This is a genomic window from Roseovarius marisflavi (assembly GCF_900142625.1).
GTDB classification, from domain to species: Bacteria; Pseudomonadota; Alphaproteobacteria; order Rhodobacterales; family Rhodobacteraceae; genus Roseovarius; species Roseovarius marisflavi.
Genome location: NZ_FRBN01000003.1, coordinates 1 through 18,520, shown reverse-complemented (window position 1 = coordinate 18,520; position 18,520 = coordinate 1). Strand labels below are relative to the sequence as shown.

General features: G+C 61.5%; 17 protein-coding genes. 7 read left to right on the top strand and 10 right to left on the bottom strand.

What is annotated here, in order from left to right; translation table 11 throughout:
* Positions 1-37 precede the first annotated feature (37 nt).
* From BUB78_RS03890 to BUB78_RS03880, 3 genes are read left to right on the top strand one after another with little or no spacing between them, the layout of a single operon-like run.
* The gene (locus BUB78_RS03890) at positions 38-997 is read left to right on the top strand and encodes an ABC transporter permease (protein ID WP_073195258.1); all 960 of its coding nucleotides are present in this window, start codon (positions 38-40) and stop codon (positions 995-997) included.
* Entirely contained in the window at positions 994-1,872 is an 879-nt protein-coding gene (locus BUB78_RS03885) for an ABC transporter permease (protein WP_073195256.1), read from the top strand. Before BUB78_RS03890 ends, BUB78_RS03885 begins: the two co-directional genes overlap by 4 nt.
* Before the next feature lies 1 nt (position 1,873).
* Complete coding sequence (locus tag BUB78_RS03880) at positions 1,874-3,898, top strand: ABC transporter ATP-binding protein (protein ID WP_073195254.1); 2,025 nt, start codon at positions 1,874-1,876, stop codon at positions 3,896-3,898.
* A 59-nt stretch (positions 3,899-3,957) separates the two neighbouring features.
* Here BUB78_RS03880 and BUB78_RS03875 read toward each other — a convergent pair whose 3' ends face one another.
* From BUB78_RS03875 to coxB, 10 genes are all read right to left on the bottom strand, one after another.
* The gene (locus tag BUB78_RS03875; RefSeq protein WP_073195721.1) at positions 3,958-4,773 is read right to left on the bottom strand and encodes an MBL fold metallo-hydrolase; all 816 of its coding nucleotides are present in this window, start codon (positions 4,771-4,773) and stop codon (positions 3,958-3,960) included.
* Between the two features lie 44 nt (positions 4,774-4,817).
* On the bottom strand, positions 4,818-5,405 hold the full coding sequence (locus BUB78_RS03870; protein WP_073195253.1) for a GNAT family N-acetyltransferase: 588 nt from the start codon (positions 5,403-5,405) through the stop codon (positions 4,818-4,820).
* On the bottom strand, positions 5,405-6,667 hold the full coding sequence (locus tag BUB78_RS03865; protein WP_073195251.1) for a M16 family metallopeptidase: 1,263 nt from the start codon (positions 6,665-6,667) through the stop codon (positions 5,405-5,407). The genes BUB78_RS03870 and BUB78_RS03865 overlap by 1 nt, the downstream gene beginning before the upstream one ends.
* Positions 6,664-8,052 carry a threonine synthase gene (gene thrC, locus BUB78_RS03860; protein ID WP_073195250.1) on the bottom strand — a complete coding sequence of 463 codons (1,389 nt, stop codon included), beginning with the start codon at positions 8,050-8,052 and terminating at the stop codon, positions 6,664-6,666. The genes BUB78_RS03865 and thrC overlap by 4 nt, the downstream gene beginning before the upstream one ends.
* On the bottom strand, positions 8,049-8,732 hold the full coding sequence (locus tag BUB78_RS03855; protein WP_073195248.1) for an SURF1 family protein: 684 nt from the start codon (positions 8,730-8,732) through the stop codon (positions 8,049-8,051). Before BUB78_RS03855 ends, thrC begins: the two co-directional genes overlap by 4 nt.
* A gap of 103 nt (positions 8,733-8,835) precedes the next feature.
* Positions 8,836-9,636, bottom strand: a complete 801-nt coding sequence (locus BUB78_RS03850; protein ID WP_073195247.1) for a cytochrome c oxidase subunit 3 — start codon at positions 9,634-9,636, stop codon at positions 8,836-8,838.
* A 25-nt stretch (positions 9,637-9,661) separates the two neighbouring features.
* Entirely contained in the window at positions 9,662-10,246 is a 585-nt protein-coding gene (locus BUB78_RS03845; protein WP_073195246.1) for a cytochrome c oxidase assembly protein, read from the bottom strand.
* Positions 10,246-10,410 carry a hypothetical protein gene (locus BUB78_RS20620; protein WP_170865018.1) on the bottom strand — a complete coding sequence of 55 codons (165 nt, stop codon included), beginning with the start codon at positions 10,408-10,410 and terminating at the stop codon, positions 10,246-10,248. Before BUB78_RS20620 ends, BUB78_RS03845 begins: the two co-directional genes overlap by 1 nt.
* Positions 10,407-11,363 carry a heme o synthase gene (gene cyoE, locus BUB78_RS03840; RefSeq protein WP_073195244.1) on the bottom strand — a complete coding sequence of 319 codons (957 nt, stop codon included), beginning with the start codon at positions 11,361-11,363 and terminating at the stop codon, positions 10,407-10,409. Before cyoE ends, BUB78_RS20620 begins: the two co-directional genes overlap by 4 nt.
* 72 nt (positions 11,364-11,435) lie before the next feature.
* Positions 11,436-12,320, bottom strand: coding sequence for a cytochrome c oxidase subunit II (gene coxB / locus BUB78_RS03835; protein ID WP_073195243.1), 885 nt, complete (start codon positions 12,318-12,320; stop codon positions 11,436-11,438).
* A 205-nt stretch (positions 12,321-12,525) separates the two neighbouring features.
* Here coxB and tldD point away from each other — a divergent pair, with 205 nt between their 5' ends.
* The 4 genes from tldD to BUB78_RS03815 form a co-directional block, all read left to right on the top strand.
* Positions 12,526-13,950 carry a metalloprotease TldD gene (tldD, locus tag BUB78_RS03830; RefSeq protein ID WP_073195241.1) on the top strand — a complete coding sequence of 475 codons (1,425 nt, stop codon included), beginning with the start codon at positions 12,526-12,528 and terminating at the stop codon, positions 13,948-13,950.
* Between the two features lie 334 nt (positions 13,951-14,284).
* Positions 14,285-15,430 (top strand): DNA-processing protein DprA, encoded by a 1,146-nt coding sequence (dprA, locus tag BUB78_RS03825; RefSeq protein ID WP_073195719.1) that lies wholly within the window; start codon positions 14,285-14,287, stop codon positions 15,428-15,430.
* 104 nt (positions 15,431-15,534) lie between these two features.
* Entirely contained in the window at positions 15,535-18,261 is a 2,727-nt protein-coding gene (topA, locus tag BUB78_RS03820; protein WP_073195239.1) for a type I DNA topoisomerase, read from the top strand.
* 134 nt (positions 18,262-18,395) lie between these two features.
* On the top strand, positions 18,396-18,520 hold a 125-nt coding region (locus tag BUB78_RS03815; RefSeq protein ID WP_281248837.1), incomplete at its 3' end, for a CoA-transferase.

Sequence of the window (18,520 nt, the reverse complement as noted above, 5' to 3'; positions counted from 1 at the left end):
CGGACACCATGATCCTTGCAAGGCGGACACGGCCAAAATGATCCAACTGCTTCTCCGCCGTCTGGCGCTTGGCTTTATCACGGTCTGGCTTGTCTCGGTGATCATCTTTCTCGGGGTCGAGGCCCTTCCCGGCGATGCCTGCACCGCCGTTCTGGAACGCGACGCCCATGGCGAGGCACTTGCGAAATGCCGCGCCGATATGGGCCTGGATGCCCCCGCCCTGACCCGTTATGTCGATTGGGCAGGCGGCGCGATAATGGGCGATTTCGGGGTCTCGGCCAATGGTCAGGAACGCATCAGCGAGATCGTCGGTTACCGCGTGCGCAATTCGTTGTTGCTGGCCGCAGGCGCGCTAAGCGTCGGAATTCCATTGTCTATTTTCCTTGGCGCCATGGCCGGCCTCTGGCGTGACACCTGGGTGGATATCCTGTTTTCCACCGGCGCGATCTTTGCCATGACCATCCCCGAATTTGTCGCCGCGACCATCCTGATCCTGATTTTCGCGATCTGGCTAGGCTGGGTGCCGGCCATCGTTCTAACCCCCGCCGACGCGCCGCCCTTGGAGTTTTTCCCCGAATTCGTACTGGCGGCGGTGGTTCTGACCATGATCATGATCGCCCATATCATGCGCATGGTGCGCTCTTCAGTGATCGAGGTGATGGCCAGCGATTACGTCCAGATGGCCACCCTCAAGGGCGTGCCCTATTGGCAGATCGTCTTCCGCCATGCCCTGCCCAACGCGCTTTTGCCCGCGATCAACGTGATCGCCCTTACCGTGGCCTGGCTTTTGGGCGGCGTGGTGGTGGTTGAGGTGGTGTTCAACTATCCGGGGCTTGGGCGGCTGTTGATTGATGCGATTTCGGATCGTGATTTGCCGGTGGTGCAGGCGATCACCATGATCGTCGCGGCCACCTATGTCGGCGTCAATCTTGTCGCCGATATCCTCGGCCTTATCCTTAACCCGCGCCTGCGCAGCCACCACATGAGGCGCGGATGAGCGCCGCCACCACCACGCCCCGACGCTCGCGCGCGCTTAACACGCTGCGCGATATGGTGGCGCGGCCTTCGGGGGCGATTGGCCTTACGCTGGTGACGCTGCACCTGGTGATGGCCCTCATTAGCCCCTGGATCGCGCCGTTTGATTACAAGGAAATGAACTCTGCCGTGATCCTTGGCGGCCCAACCGCCGAGCATCTCTTGGGCACCGATCACCTTGGCCGCGACGTCTTTACCCGTGTCCTTTTGGGTGGGCGCGAGGCGCTTGTCGTCACTGGCATCGCCACGCCGATTGCCATGCTCTGGGGCGGCATGCTCGGGGTTCTGCTTGGCCTGCGCGGCGGCTGGATCGATGAGGCGATGATGCGTCTGGTCGATGCCTTTCTGGCCCTGCCCGGCATCCTGCCGCTACTGGTGCTGATCACCGTTTTCGGCAGCGGCAACGAGGTGCTTACCCCCACGCTTGCCTTCTTTTTCGGCATTCCGGTGATCCGCGTCGCCCGCGCCGCCGCGCATGAGGTGGTTGCCCGCGATTTCATCTCGGCGGCGCGCGCGCGCGGCCATAGCCCGCTTTCCATCGTACGCCACGAGATTTTGCCCAATGTCACCGACACCCTGTTGGTCGAGGGCGCGATGCGCTGGTCGTGGATGCTGCTTGGCTTTTCCGCGCTGTCGTTTCTTGGCTTTGGTGTGGCCCCGCCGATGGCCGATTGGGGGCTGATGGTCTCGGATGCGCGGGTTTACATGTCGCTGGCCCCATGGGGTGTTCTGGGGCCAATGATTGCCCTGTCCTCGCTGATCATTGGGATCAACCTAAGTGCCGATGCCCTGGCCAAGACCCTCGGGCTTGATCAGGGTCGAAAGGCGGTGGTCTAGGATGGCCAAGCCGCCACTGATTGATATCCGGGGCCTCAGCGTCGGGTTTCGCGGCCGCACTGGCGCGTTATTGCCGGTGCTGCATGGCATCGACCTTCAGGTATGCCGGGGCGAAAGCATCGGCATTGTCGGCGAAAGCGGATCGGGCAAAAGCACGCTGGCGCTCGCGGCGATGGGATACCTCAAACACGGCCTGCAAAAGATCTTGGGCGAGGTCATCTATGGCGGCGCCGACATGTTCGCGCGCAGCCCCGCCCAGCTTGCCAAAATTCGCGGCGGGCAACTTGGCCTGATCCCGCAAAATTCGGGTCAGGCCCTGACCCCGACGATGCGCATCGGCCGCCAGCTTGACGAGGCATTGCGCCTGCATTGCTCTCTGCCCGAAGGCTCACATACGGCCCGCGCCATCGAGCTTTTGACCCAGGTGCGCCTGCCTGATCCGGCAACGATCCTGCGCCGCTATCCGCATGAGCTATCGGGCGGGCAACAGCAACGCGTGGCCATCGCCATGGCCCTGGCGGGCGAGCCTGACGCTTTGTTGCTCGACGAGCCCACCACCGGCCTTGATGTCACCACACAGGCGCATATCCTTGATTTACTTCGTGAATTGGCCCGCGCCCGCAATATGGCGATGGTTTACGTGAGCCACGATTTGGGCGTCATCGCGCGGGTCTGTGATCGGGTTCAGGTGCTTTATGCCGGTGAAACCGTGCTTGAGGGGCCGGTGCGGGCGGTGCTCAAAACCCCGGCGCATCCCTATGCGCGCGGCCTTTTGGCCGCGATCCCGCGGCTTGGCGATCGCACCCTGCCGCGCGCTCTGGAGGGTCGCCCGCCCGCGCCCGGCGCTGACAGGACCGGCTGTGCCTTTGCGCCGCGCTGTGCGATTGCGACGGATCATTGCCATACCCTGCACCCGCCGATGGTGGCGAGTGCTACCGGGCAGGCGACCCGCTGTTTCTACCCCGAGCAAACCTCTGAGATCGACATGACCGGCAGCGGTGCGCCGCTGAGCTGCTGCGCCGAAAACAGCCCCCTTGCTCTCTCTCTCAACGGGGTGGCGATCCGCTATGACCGCCCCGGCACCCTGGCGCGCATCCTGCCTGCGCGCACACGCCCCCCGGCCACGGTCGATGACATCACCCTGCGCCTGACCATGGGTGAAACGCTTGGCCTGGTCGGAGAATCCGGCAGCGGCAAATCCACCATCCTCAAGACCATCGCAGGCCTCTTGCCCCCCGCCGAGGGCACCCTCACCCTTGGCGACGGCACCGCCCTCACGCCGCGCGTCGAACAGCGCCGCCCGGATCAGTTGCGCCGCATTCAGATGGTGTTTCAGAACCCCGACGAAAGCCTCAACCCGCGCCAATCCGTTGCCGATATCCTTGGCCAGCCGCTGCGCCTCTACTTTGGCCTAAAGGGCAGCGAATTGCGCGCGCGCGCCACCGATCTGCTCGGAACCGTGCGCCTTGGCGCGCATTACCTTGATCGCCGCCCCGGACAGCTCTCGGGTGGCGAGAAACAACGCGTGGCCATCGCCCGCGCCTTTGCCGCCAACCCTGAAATCGTGCTTTGCGACGAAATCACCTCGGCGCTTGATGTCTCGGTTCAGGCGGCGGTGCTTGAGCTGCTCAATGACCTCAAGGCGCGCCATCAGACTACGTTTGTCTTTGTCAGCCATGACCTGACTGTCGTGCGTGCCCTGTCGGATCGCGTGGCCGTTCTCTATCAGGGGCGCCTCTGCGAGATCGGCCCGGCGGCGGCGGTTTACGCCGCGCCGTCGCATCCCTATACCAAGGTGCTGCTCAATGCGGTGCTTGAACCCGATCCCGATCACGCCCCGAACTTGCTGACCGAGGACGCCACGGAACTCTCACCACCTGCGCGCGGCTGCCCGTTTCAGCGCCGCTGCCCGGTCAAATGCGGAAGTGTCTGCGACACCGACACCCCGCCATGGCAAGAGGCGGAGGGCGGCCACGCCATTCGGTGTCACATCCCGCTCAAGGACCTCCGCGAAACCGGTACCTGATGACACGAGCCATGGGCCTGTTCCCGGTGGCCTGTCTCAACAGTCTTCGTCGCCAAAGGTTATGGCCCGTCGCGCAGATAGGCGGGCCGCAACACCACGATTGTGGGCCTTTCGGGCAGGCTGCGCAGGGATACCTCGATCTCGCTGGTTCCGGGGATGCTGATCGCGAAATCATTCTCCATCCCGGCCAAAAACCGCCCCAAGGTGACATCACCGAACCAGTGCATCGGGATGACAACGCTGGCCTTCACCCGGCGCAGCACGCGCATCATGCTCTCAAGGTCCATGGTAAATCCGCCATCCACCGGCGCCATCACCACGTCCATGCGGCCAAGGGCGGCATATTGATCGTCGGTCGGCTCGTGATGCAAATGCCCCAGATGGGCAATGCAAAGCCCCTCGGCCTCGAAGACGAAGATCGAATTGCCCTTCGGTTCGACCCCGCCAGTGTACGACCGGATATCTGTCGAGACATTGCGCACCACCATGGCGCCAAGATCAAGATGATGCTCGATCCCCTCGCCATAAGGGCCCCAGCCCGGCAAGGCATGCGGAATGATCGGATCGGGGCTTGCCGTCCAGTGGGTCTCATGGGCGTGGTTCATGGTCACCACATCGGGGATGAAATCGACATTGCCGATAAAGCCGGTGAAATCCGTCACCGCCGCGAGATCGCCCGCCTGAATAAGAAACGAGGCATGTGCAATATAACGCAGCCGCACGGTATGGTCGGGCAAGGGATCACGAAACCCTGCCTTGTGGATATAATTCACTCCCGGCGCGTCCTGCGCGAGGGCGATGCAATGGCTTGGGCGGCGCTCCTGCGCGTTGGCATGACTGGCCAGAAGCAGAACAAAAAGGACAAGTCGGATCATCGGCATTCCTCCTTTATCTGGTAAAGGATAGCACGTTTCAGGCCTTAGCCAACATCGGTGCGCCCGCGCCGATCCGCCCGCAACGCCGCATAGAGCACATGCGTGCGCCAGCGGCCGTTGATCTGAAGATAGCTTTGCGCGACGCCTTCATACTTGAAACCGCATTTTTCCAGCAACCCGCGCGAGGCGTGGTTCTCCGGCAGACAGGCGGCCTCGATCCGGCTCAGGTCGAGCCGCTCATAGGCGTAATGCACCACGCCCGCGATCGCTTCTTGCATATAACCCTGACGCGAAAAGCCCTGCCCGATCCAATAGCCAAGCGTGCCAGCCTGCGCCGGGCCGCGGCGGATATTATCAAGCGTGATCGCCCCCAAAAGTGCCTGATCCTCGCGCCGGATCAGAAACAGCGGCATCGCGCTTCCGTTGGAAATCGAGCGTTGCGCCCAATAGACCCGGTTGGAAAATCCCTTGCGCGCAAGGTGATCACTGGCCCAGAGCGGCTCCCACGGGGTGAGGAAATCGGCGCTTTCGGCGCGCAGCCCGCTCCAGTGGCGAAAATCGCCAATCACCGGCTGGCGCAGGGTCAGACGCTCGGTCTCGATCCGCAACTTCCGGCGTGGCAACATCAGCATCAGGCGGCGCGCCTCTCATTCAGCCCGATAAGGGTTGGCGCATTCTCCACCGGGCCATAAAGCGCAAGCGCCGAGGGCGCGCGTTCAACCGTGGCCTCGGCAATCCGGCGCACATCATCTAAGGTGACCGCATCAATCCGCCCGACCACTTCGTCAAGCTCCGGCACCCGGCCCCAGATCTGAAGCATCCGCGCCAGACGTTCGGCGCGGTTTGACGGGCTTTCCAGCCCCATCAACAGCCCCGCCTTCATCTGCGCGCGGGCACGCTCAACCTCGGGCGCGCTCATGTCATCGGCGGCGCGCTTCATCTCGTCAATCGTGATGCCCGCCAGATCGCCAAGCTGATCGGCAGAGGTGCCGGCATAGATCGTCATCATCCCGGTGTCGGCATAGGCGCCGGCCTGAGCATAGATCGTGTAACACAGCCCGCGCTTTTCGCGGATTTCCTGAAACAGGCGCGAGGACATGCTGCCGCCAAGCGCGCTTGCGTAAATCTGGGTCGTATAGATATCGGGATCGGCGTAATTGGGGCTTTCAAAGGCCAGAGCGAAATGCGCCTGCTCCAGATCCTTGACGTGGCGCGCCTCGCCGCCCTGAAACTTGGCAAGCGGTGGCTCGATCACAGAGCTCGGGACCATGTCACCGAACATATCGCTCGCCATGCGCACAAGTTCGTCGTGATCGACCGCCCCCGCCGCCGACAGGATCATCTGTCCGGGACGATAATACTGATCGACAAAGCCCTCAAGATCGGGGCGCGCAAACCCGCGCACGCGCTCTTCGGCGCCCAGAATGGTGCGGCCAAGCGGATGATCGGGATAGGCCTCTTCCTGAAGCCAGTCAAAGATGATGTCGTCGGGCGTATCGGCGGCCTGTCCGATTTCCTGAAGGATCACGCCACGCTCGACCTCTATCTCGCGGGTATCAAACACCGGATTGCGCAGGATATCGGCCACCACATCAAGCCCCAGAGGCACGTCCTCTTTCAGCACGCGGACGTAATAGGCGGTCACTTCGCGGCTGGTATAGGCGTTGATATAGCCGCCTACATCCTCGATCGCCTCGGCGATCTCAAGCGCGCTGCGCCGCTTGGTGCCCTTGAACGCCATGTGTTCAAGGAAATGGGCAATGCCGTTCTGGTCTGCCCGCTCATTGCGGGCCCCGGCCAGAACCCAGACACCGATGGCCGCCGATTGCAGCCCCGGCATATGCTCGGTGACGATGCGAAATCCGTTGGGAAGGGTGGTCAGCTGGACACTCAATGGGCGATCCGTTCCTTGATAAGGGTTTCGATGGCGCTCAGGTCGTTGCCGACGCGCGTAAGCCGCTCCGGACGTTCGTAAAGGTCGGCCATACGCTCTGGCAGGGGCGCGTGCTGGCCCGAGGCCTCTTGCACGGCGTCGGGAAATTTGGCCGGATGGGCGGTGGCCAGCGTGATCATCGGCACGCCGGTCTTGCGCATGGTCTCGGCCACATGCACACCGACGGCGGAATGCGGGCAGAGCAATTCGCCGGTTCCGGCCCAGGTGCGCGAGATCGTGGCGCGGGTTTCATCCTCGTCACAGCGCCCGGACTCAAAGCTCTCGCGCAGCGCCTGCAAGGCGCCCTGGCTGACCGAAAAACCGCCGGCCTTAAGCTCGTCCATCAATTGGGCGACTGCGCCGCCATCCTCGCCGTAAGCGTAATAAAGCGCGCGCTCGAAATTCGAGCTGACCTGAATATCCATCGACGGGCTGATCGAGGGAATCACGCCGTCGGGTTTGTATTCGCTGGTCGAAAGGCAGCGATGCAGGATGTCGTTCTGGTTGGTCGCCACCACAAGCCGGTCAATCGGCAGGCCCATGCGGCGCGCGATGAAGCCCGCGAAGACATCGCCGAAATTGCCGGTCGGCACCGTAAAGCTTACCTTGCGATCCGGCGCGCCAAGCGACACGGCGGCGGTAAAGTAATAGACCACCTGCGCCAGAACCCGCGCCCAGTTGATGCTATTGACGCCGGCAAGGCCGACCGCATCGCGGAACTCGAAATCGTTGAACATATCTTTGACCCGCGCCTGCGCGTCATCGAAATGCCCGTCGATGGCGAGCGCATGCACGTTGCCCTCAGACGGGGTTGTCATCTGGCGGCGCTGCACCTCGGAGACGCGGCCATGCGGGTAAAGGACGAACACGTCCACCGCATCAAGACCACGAAACGCCTCGATCGCCGCAGAGCCGGTATCGCCGCTGGTCGCGCCGACGATGCACACGCGATTGCCCGACCGCTTCAGGGAAAATTCGAACAGCTGGCCGATCAGCTGCATCGCGAAATCCTTGAAGGCGAGCGTCGGGCCGTGAAACAGTTCGAGCAGGAAATGCCCGCTATCAAGCTGTTTCAGAGGCGCGCGCGCCGCGTGGCCAAACCCGGCATAGGCGCGCGAGATGATGCCGCGAAATTCGGCGTCAGTGAAAGCATCGCCCAGAAACGGGCGCATCACGCGAAACGCGACCTCTTCATAGCTTTGCCCCTCAAGCGCGCGGATATCGGCCATGCTCATCTGCGGGATCGATTCGGGCAGGTAGAGACCGCCATCGCGCGCGAGCCCGGTCAACATCGCCTCTTCAAAGCTGAGCGTGGGCGCATTGCCCCGTGTCGAGATGTATTTCACGTCGTTTTGCCTTTCTCTGCCTGTCGCATGCGCCACAGGAAAAACCCGGTCATCATCAGCCAGATAACGGCCAGCGAATACCACGTAATTGCATAGTTGAGGTGATCGTTCGGAATGCCGCTTATGTCCAGCGGCAGCGGCGCCACGCCCTGCTCGTTCGCCGACATCTTGCGGGCCACGATCAAGTAGGGCTCGGTCCCGAGCAGCTCCGCCATCGGCACAAGATCGCGCGCGAACCAGATATTACCCGTCACGTCATTCTCGGGCGTCGAGCTTAGCCGCTCGTCAGGCCAATGCAGGTTACCCGTGACCTCAATCACGCCCTCGGGCGGTGCGGGGAGCGGATCATTCACCGAGATAAAGCCGCGATCCAAAAGCACACGGCGCGCGCCGGTATCAAAGGACGAAATCACCCGATAGCCGGCACCGATCTGTTTCTGGCTGACAAGCACGCGCAGGGCCGTGTCGCCGACCGTGCCGCTGACCTGCACCGGAAGATAGCGGTGATCGTCGATGCTTGGGCTGTCGGGCAGTGTCGCAGGCGGGGCGGAAATCTGGGCGCGGATATCGGCAAGGATCGCCTCTTTCCAGGCCAGCCGGTCAAGCTGCCAGCTGCCCAGGGCGACAAGCACCGCAGCGCCAGCCAGGCCAAAGATCACAGGAATGATATAGCGGCGCACCGCGGGCCTCCGTCAAAGGAAAAGCGCGCACCCTCGTGCGCGCCTTGGTGTTCTTGCCGTTCCGCGCGGATTGTTCAACCACATTCCGCGCCGACCGTTTGGCTTAGCCGCCCCAGATATAGATCGCGGCAAACAGGAACAGCCAGACCACATCAACAAAGTGCCAGTACCAGGCAGCCGCCTCGAAGCCGACATGCTGTTCGGGGGTGAAATGACCGCGCTGAAGACGGATCAGGCAGACGAACAGGAAGATCGTGCCGATGACCACATGCGCGCCGTGAAAGCCGGTCGCCATGAAGAAGTTGGCGCCATAGATATTGCCCGAGAAGCCAAAGGCCGCATGGCCATATTCATAAACCTGAAACACCGTGAAGAGTGCGCCAAGGGCAATCGCAAGGATCAGCCCCCACTTCATGTCTTTGCGGTTGTTGTCATGCACAAGCGCGTGGTGCGCCCATGTGGCGGCACAGCCCGAGCACAGCAGGATCAGCGTGTTGATCAGCGGCAGGTGCCAGGGGTCGAAAGTCTCGATACCAGCCGGCGGCCAGACACCATCAACCAGCGGGCTTTGCGGGCCCATCGGGTACATGGCATGCTTGAAGAAGCTCCAGAACCATGCGGCGAAGAACATGACTTCGGACATGATGAACATAATGAAGCCGTAGCGCAGGCCGATCCGCACGACCGGTGTGTGATCGCCGGTTTCGCCTTCGTTCACCACATCGGCCCACCAGCCGAACATGACGTAAAGCACGCCCACAAGCCCGGCCAAAAGCATCCACGGACCATGGTCGTGGAAGAAAAGGACCGCGCCGAACAGCATGACGAACCCCGCCAAAGAGCCGAGAAGCGGCCAGAGTGAGGGGGGCAGAATGTGATAATCGTGATTTTTTTCGTGTGCCATCTTTGTATTTTCCCTCGTCGAAGGCTCAGTTCAATTTTGTATCGTTTTTGTTGCTCTGCTCAAGCGCCGCTTGGGTCTCTTGGGGCAGGTCAATTTCGTAGAACGTATAGGACAGGGTGATCGTATGCACGTATTTTGCGTCCCTGTCTGTTACGATTTCGGGGTCGACGTAAAATGTCACCGGCATCTGCACCCGCTCGCCGGGTTGCAGCACCTGTTCGGTGAAGCAGAAACAGTCGATCTTGGTGAAAAATCCACCCGCCTCGTAGGGGGTGACGTTATAGCTGGCAGAGCCTGCAACAACGCGGTCGGTCGGGTTATAGGCCTCGTAAAAGGCCAGGCCCGTCTCGCCAATCTTCAATTCCATTTCATGCACGACGGGTTTGAATTCCCACGGCATGTTGCGGTCCTTGCTGCCGTCAAAGCGTACCTTGATGGTCTGTTCCAGCACGGTATCGCTGGCGGCGGCGGCCACGCCGGTGGTGCCGCCAAAGCCGGTCACCCGGCAGAACCAGTCGTAAAACGGTACCGAGGCCCAGGCCAGACCACCCATAAGCACCACAACACCCACGAGCCGGGTCACGGTTTTGAGTTTCGGATCCATCGCCATCAGCTTGTCGCCCCCTGTTTAGCAGGAACCTTGAAGTCGTTGTTCGACACCTTTGCAATGGTCAGTCCAAACACCAGTGCCACGAAAATCGCCAACACAAGACCAAGGCCAAGATTGCGGCCAAAGCGGCGCTTGTGAAGTTCATGTTCCTCGCGAAAGCTCATACCCAGCCTCCAAGCCCAAAGCCTGCCAATGCGGCCTCGGCCAGCATCGCGGTGAAATGCGCAAAGAGATAGTAAAGTGACAGTTTGAACGCTTTCTTCTCAACCCGGTATTCATCGGCCTCGGCCATGACCTCGTCGCGCCGCCAGATCGCATAGGCATCGCGCAGGAACATGGCATTGAGCACCAGAGCCACCGCCAGATAAATCGGCCCGCCAATCCCGGTAAAGGCAGCACCAATCGCCAATACAGCCAGCAGCACGGTATAAACAAGGATATGCGTGCGGGTTGACTTGCGGCCGTGCGTCACGGTCAGCATCGGAACACCGGCCTTGTGATAATCGCCCTTCATGAAAAGCGCGAGCGCCCAGAAATGCGGCGGAGTCCACATGAAGATAAGGGCGAACATCAGCACCGATTCGACACTGATGGATCCGGTCGCCGCCGCCCAGCCGATCATCGGAGGAAAGGCCCCTGCTGCGCCACCAATGACGATGTTCTGCGGGGTCCAGCGCTTGAGGCCGATGGTGTAGATCACCACGTAGAAAAAGATCGTGAATGCCAGAAGGCCCGCAGCCACCGCATTGGTGGCCAGCCAAAGCATCACGACCGACATCACCGCGAGGGTCACGCCAAAGGCAAAGGCCTCGTCGCGGGTGACCTTTCCTGCGGGAATCGGGCGCTTGCTTGTCCGCTTCATCAGCGAATCAATATCGGATTCCCACCACATGTTAAGCGCACCGGCCGCACCGCCGCCAACCGCAATGAACAGGATCGCGGCCAGCCCGACAATCGGGTGTACGCCCACCGGAGCCGCCAGCAGACCGACCAGCGCGGTAAAAACAACAAGCGTCATCACCCGCGGCTTGAGCAGGGCGAAGAAATCGCCGAACTCGGCCTCGCCGGGCTGCGCCATCGGGGCGGTCGTACTGCTGTTGAGACTTGCGTCGCTCATGTCGCTCTCCGGTGTCCTTACGGGGGCACGTTTTGGGGTGGATGCGCACAGGCTGCGCGCATCCGGGTCAGCTTAGTCGGCCATCGCCACGGCAACAGAGGGCGGCGTACCGGCATATTCTGCGATCGCGCCTTCAAGCCATTTCTCGTATTCGGCCTCGCTCACGACCTTGACGGTGATCGGCATATAGGCATGCGACTGACCGCAAAGCTCTGAACATTGGCCGAAATAGACGCCCTCTTTCTCGGCCTTGAACCAAAGCTGGCTCAGGCGGCCGGGAACCGCATCCTGTTTCACGCCAAAGGCGGGGATGGTCCAGCTGTGGATCACGTCTGCGCCTGTAAGTTGCATCACGACAACCTTGTTGACCGGAACCACGACCGATGTGTCGGTGGCCAGCAGGAATTCGTCCTTGCTATAGCCGGCCTCAATAAGCTGTGCCTCGACCTCGGGGCTCATGCGGTTTTCGCCACCGGTGGCCGGTGCGCCGATCATGTAGCTGTCAAAGCCGAAATCATGGTCGGTATATTCATAGCCCCAGTACCACTGATAGCCGGTAACCTTGATATGAACTTCGCCATCGGGAATTTCCTGTTGCTTGAACAGAATGGGAAGCGAAAACGCCCCGATGAACACCAGGATGACAATCGGAATGATCGTCCAGGCGATTTCGATCGGGGAATTGTGCGTGAATGTCGCCGAGGTTGTATTTGCGCGGCGGTTATAGCGCACGGCCACAACGGCAAGAAGCACGGTCACGAAAAGCACGATGGCGATGATGATCACGTTGATCATCCCGTCAAGCCACTGCAAATCGCGGGCAAGTTCGGTCGCGGCGGGCTGGAATCCCAACTCGCCATCTACGGGCTTGCCGACGATCTCAAGACCGTCCTGCGCCATGGCAGGAAGAGCGGAAAGGGCGGCCATAACGGCCATAAGGCTTGAAGTTAGTCGCATTTTAACCCCTGATCGGTTGAAGCGGTTCATATATCTTTATACGGGTCGATCCACCCGAAGGTGGAATCCCATTGTCTCAGTGCCGTCTAAAACCATATTATGTTGCAGACGACAAGAAAGACCATTGCGGCAAACAGACGCTTTTTTGATTTAGATCAAATTAATCGTCCCCGCCTTAACGCCGCTATATAGGACAAATTCCGCCATGACCGATACCCCTTTTCGCCCATTTGACAGCCTTCTTGACCGCGACACGGCCCTGAGCCACCTGCAAGAGGCCACCAGAGGCGCCGATGATGGCGAGCTTTTTCTGGAACGGCACCGCTCCGAAGGGCTGTTGTTTGACGACGGGCGTGTCAAGACGGCCTCTTATGACGCCTCCGAAGGCTTCGGGCTGCGGGCTGTGCGCGGCGAGGTCACGGGCTATGCGCATTCCTCCGAAGTCAACGACGCCGCCCTGATGCGGGCCGTTGAAACCGCCCGCCTTGCTGTTGGCGAAGGCGGCGGCAGCCTGGCCGATGCGCCTGCGCGCACCAACCGCCGCCTTTATACGGATGCCGACCCGATTGCCGGGGCCAGCTTTCCGGTCAAGCTCGAGACCCTGCGCGAGATTGACGCCTTCGCCCGCGACCTTGATGCCCGCGTGGTGCAGGTCTCGGCCTCGATTGCCGCGTCTCTGCAAGAGGTCACGATTCTGCGCCCGGATGGCACCGAAGTGAGCGATACCCGCCCGATGACGCGAGTCAACGTCTCGATCATCGTCGATGATCAGGGCCGACGCGAACAAGGCAGCGCGGGGGGCGGCGGACGCGTGGGGCTTGATGGCATGCTTGATCCCGCCGACTGGCAGGCCAAAACCCGCGAAGCACTGCGCATCGCGCTTGTAAATCTTCGTGCAGAGCCTGCGCCTGCGGGTGTCATGGATGTGGTGCTTGGCCCCGGCTGGCCAGGAATTCTGTTGCATGAGGCGATCGGCCATGGACTTGAAGGCGATTTCAACCGCAAGGGCAGCTCGGCCTTTGCCGGATTGATGGGCCAGCGGATTGCGGCGCCGGGCGTGACGGTGCTGGATGATGGCACAATCCCGGATCGGCGCGGCAGCATCACCTTTGACGATGAAGGCACGCCGTCGGGCAAGAACGTGCTGATCGAGGACGGGATTTTGGTCGGCTACATGCATGACCGCCAGAACGCCCGCCTGATGGGGGTTGCGCCCACCGGGAACGGGCGGCGCGAAAGCTACGCCCATGCGCCGATGCCGCGGATGACCAACACCTATATGCTTGGCGGCGAGGCCGAGCCCGGCGATCTTGTGGCGGAGCTCAAGGACGGCATCTATGCCGTTGGCTTTGGCGGCGGGCAGGTCGACATCACCAATGGCAAGTTCGTCTTTAGCTGCACCGAGGCCTACCGCGTGAAAAACGGCAAGATCGGCGCGCCGGTCAAGGGCGCCACCCTGATTGGTGACGGCGCGACCGCCCTCAACCAGATTCGCGCGCTTGGCAATGACATGGCGCTTGATCCCGGCATGGGAAATTGCGGCAAACAGGGCCAATGGGTGCCGGTCGGCGTGGGCCAGCCGACGGTTTTGATCGGCGGTTTGACGGTTGGCGGATCGGCCACCAGCTAGCGGCAGGCGAGCCCAACCGGTCTGATCCGGCGGAATGCGCTGTCGCGCATGCTTTATTGCAAGAGACGAAAGACGCAGCGTGACGTGGTGCAAAACCCGTCACGCTAGTCCTTTTCATCTTTCTGAAAATACTCATTCCAGGCCCCTTCAGCGTAATGCCACGCGCGAGATGGCTCGAGAAACTGCATAAATCGCTCTCCGTGAATTTATTATATCGTTTTACTTCAATATCTTATGTGAATTTCAGCAAGGTGTATTCATTTCCCGCCCTTGGTTTACTGCCCGTTAACCATCCGCGCCCTACTACTGAATACAGCAAGAAGGCGAGGCCATGATGTCCGAGGAAACACATCCTTCCACTCACCCCCCACTCCCACCCACCACGGAAGATGATCGGGTGTCGTGGCTTCGCCTCTTGCGCTCTCGCCGGGTTGGTCCGGCGACCTTTCACCGCCTCTTGAGCGAACATGGCAGCGCCGCCGCTGCACTTGAGGCCCTGCCGGGCGTTGCCCGCGATGCAGGTGTCGAGGATTATAAAATCTGTCCGCTTGGCGTGATCGAGGCCGAGTTGCGGGCAGGCAAGGCCGCCAGAGCCCGGCTTATTTCCTGCATGGATGCGGATTACCCCGCGTTTCTCAAACAGATATCCGACGCTCCACCGCTGCTTTGGTGCATCGGCAACACCAGCATTCTGCAACGCCCGATGATCGGGCTTGTGGGCGCGCGCAATGCCTCGTCGCTTGGCACCCGGATGGCCAAATCGCTGGCGGCTGATCTCGCGGCGCGCGGCTTTGTGATAACATCTGGCCTTGCGCGCGGGGTTGATACCGCCGCGCATCTGGCAAGCCTTGAAGGCGGCACTGTCGCGGTAATGGCTGGCGGGGTTGACGTGATCTATCCGGCGGAAAACACCCGCCTTGCCCATCAGATCGCCGAAACCGGCGTGCGCGTCTCGGAGCAACCCATTGGCCTTATCCCGCAGGCACGCCATTTCCCAAGCCGCAACCGCCTTATAAGCGGAATGGCCCGGGCGGTCGTGGTGGTCGAGGCCGCCGCGAAATCCGGCTCGCTCATCACGGCGCGCAATGCACTTGATCAGGGGCGCGAGGTGATGGCCGTGCCGGGGCACCCCATTGATGCGCGCGCCAGCGGCTGCAATATGCTGATCCGCGACGGCGCCCATCTTGTGCGCAATGCCGCTGATATCATCGACGCCCTTCCCGAGGTCGAGACAGCAGCGGTTCAGCCCGACCTGCCGCTTGAGGTGCCGCAAAAAGCGCCGCCAGAGCGAACCCTTCGCGAAACGGCCGCCCTGCATGACCAGATTTTGCGCCGTCTCGGCCCCTCGCCGCTTGCCGAGGATCAGCTCATTCGCGATCTCTCGGCCCCTGCCCGATCCGTGGCGCCGGTGCTTCTGGACCTCGAGCTCGACGGGCATATCACCCGTCAACCGGGCGGCTTGCTGTCGCTTGCGCGCTAGGGCGCGCCGAGGCACCACCAAAAACACGCCGCATTGACAATTCCCCTTGCCAGCCCACATGGTCCGCCACCATAAGCCTCGTCCAGAGTTGCAAAGGAGTGTCCATGCCCGTTGTCGTTGTCGAATCCCCCGCCAAGGCCAAGACGATCAACAAATATCTGGGCCCCGGATACACCGTTCTGGCGAGTTATGGCCACGTGCGCGACCTGCCGCCAAAGGATGGCTCGGTGGATACCGAGAACGGCTTTGAGATGAAATGGGAGATCGGCGCCGACAGCCGCAAACACGTCAAGGCCATCGCGGACGCCCTGAAAGACGACAACGCCCTGATCCTCGCGACCGACCCGGATCGCGAAGGCGAGGCGATCAGCTGGCACCTGGAAGACACCCTGCGCAAGCGCAAGGTGATAAAAAAGGACACGCCGGTCAGCCGCGTCGTGTTCAACGCGATCACCAAGACCGCCGTCACCGAGGCCATGAAGAACCCGCGGCAGGTCGATGCGCCGCTGGTCGAGGCCTATCTTGCGCGCCGCGCGCTGGATTACCTGGTGGGGTTCAATCTCTCGCCGGTGCTCTGGCGCAAATTGCCGGGCGCCAAATCGGCGGGCCGGGTGCAATCGGTCTGCCTGCGCCTCATTGTCGAGCGCGAAATGGAAATCGAGGCGTTTAATCCGCGCGAATACTGGTCGCTCAAGGCGTTGTTCACCACCCCGCGCGGCCAGGAATACGAGGCGCGCCTGACGGTTCTTGCCGGCAAGAAGCTTGATAAGTTCGATCTGGCCAATGCCACCCAGGCCGAGCTTGCGGTTCAGGCGGTGACGTCGCGCGCCCTCACCGTGAAATCGGTCGAGGCCAAGCCCGGCACCCGCAACCCTTCGGCGCCGTTCATGACATCGACCCTGCAACAAGAGGCCAGCCGCAAATTCGGCATGGGTGCGCGGCAATGTATGAACGCGGCGCAGCGGCTTTATGAGGCGGGCTATATCACATATATGCGGACCGACGGGATCGACATGGCCCCCGAGGCGGTGATGGCCGCGCGCGATGCGATCAAGGATCGGTTCGGCGAGGACTACCTGCCCAAAAGCCCGCGGATGTACAAGAACAAGGCCAAGAACGCCCAAGAGGCGCATGAATGCATCCGCCCCACCGAGATGACCCGCGATGCCGGCAAGATCAAAACCACCGATGCCGATCAGCGCAAGCTTTACGACATGATCTGGAAGCGCACGCTGGCCTGTCAGATGGCGGCGGCGCGGCTTGAACGCACCACGGTCGACATCGCCAGCGATGACGAACAGGTCGAATTGCGCGCCACCGGTCAGGTGATGATGTTTGACGGCTTTTTGCGGGTCTATGAAGAGGGCCGCGATGATGTGTCGGGCGATGACGATGACGATCGCCGCCTGCCCCAGATCACCGAAGGTGAAAAAGCCGCCTTTGCCAAATCTTCGCTGCGCGATCAGTTTGCCAAGGCCAGCGATCAGGATGACGATGTGGTCGAGGGCGCGGGCGGCGCGATGGCGCGCAGCACGGCGGCGGTTCTGGCCGCCAACGAGGCCGTGCTTGCGCTTCAGCATTTCACCCAGCCGCCGCCGCGTTATACCGAGGCGACACTGGTCAAGAAGATGGAAGAGCTCGGCATCGGGCGCCCCTCGACCTATGCCAGCGTGATCACCACGATCCAGGATCGCGAATATGTCCGCAAGGAACAAAACCGCCTGATCCCCGAGGATAAAGGCCGGATCGTCACGATCTTTCTGCTGAATTTCTTTCGCCAGTATGTCGGCTATGAATTCACCGCCAACCTCGAAGAAGAGCTTGACGAGGTCAGCGCAGGCCAGGCCGATTACAAAGAGGTTCTTTCCCGGTTCTGGCGCGATTTTTCAGTAGCGATTGCCGAGACCTCGGATCTGCGGATCACCGAGGTGCTTGATGTGCTGGATGACGCCCTTGCGCCGACGCTTTATCCGCCCCGCGAAGATGGCAGCGATCCGCGCCAATGCCCGCTGTGCGGCACCGGCCAGCTGCATTTGAAAACCTCCAAGACCGGCGGCTTTGTCGGCTGCGGCAATTACCCCGAGTGCCGCTATACCCGCCCGATTGGCGGTGACGGTGCCGATGGCGGTGACCGGGTCTTGGGCGAGGATGGCGGCGATGAGATCAGCCTGCGCTCGGGTCGGTTTGGCCCTTATGTTCAGCGCGGCGAAGCCACCGAGGAAAACAAGAAGCCGCCCCGCGCCAGCCTGCCAAAGGGCTGGAAGGCCGAGGACATGGACCTTGAAAAGGCACTCACCCTTCTGAGCCTGCCACGCGAAGTGGGCGAACACCCCGAAGGCGGCATGATCACCACCAATTTCGGGCGTTTCGGTCCTTATATCATGCATAAGGGCCCCGAGGATGCAAAGCCGGTCTATGCCAACCTCAAGGATCCGGCGGATGTGTTCGAGGTTGGCATGAACCGCGCAGTCGAGCTTTTGGCGGCCAAGCGGGCCAATCCGGGCGGGCGCGGGCGCACGGCGGCCAAGGCGCTGCGCGAACTTGGCGAGCATCCCGACAGCGGCGGCCCGGTCAATGTGTTGGAAGGGCGCTATGGCCCCTATATCAAGTGGGACAAGGTCAACGCGACCCTGCCCAAGGGCACCGAGCCCGCCGATGTCACCATGGATATGGCGGTTGAATTGATTGCTGCGAAAGCCGGTAAAGCGGCCAAGGGCCGCAAGACGGCGGCGAAAAAACCCGCCGCGAAAAAGACCGCCGCCAAGAAACCTGCGGCGAAAAAGGCCCCTGCCAAGAAAGCGGCGCCCAAAAAGACAGCGGCGGGCGAATAGCCCGCTCTGCCCCGCTGCGGTCCTGCTGCGATACGTAGTAACCCCTAATTCTCTGCGATGCAGCGGTGACTGCGTTGACATGGATGGCCGAAGCGCCCCATACCGTGGCAACTGAAATGCAGGAGGAGCTATTCATGAAAAAGGTCTATGGCTCGGCGGCCGAAGCGCTGGATGGGCTGCTATTCGAGGGAATGACGATCGCGGCAGGCGGGTTTGGTCTTTGTGGCATCCCGGAACTTCTGTTGCAGGCGATCAAGGA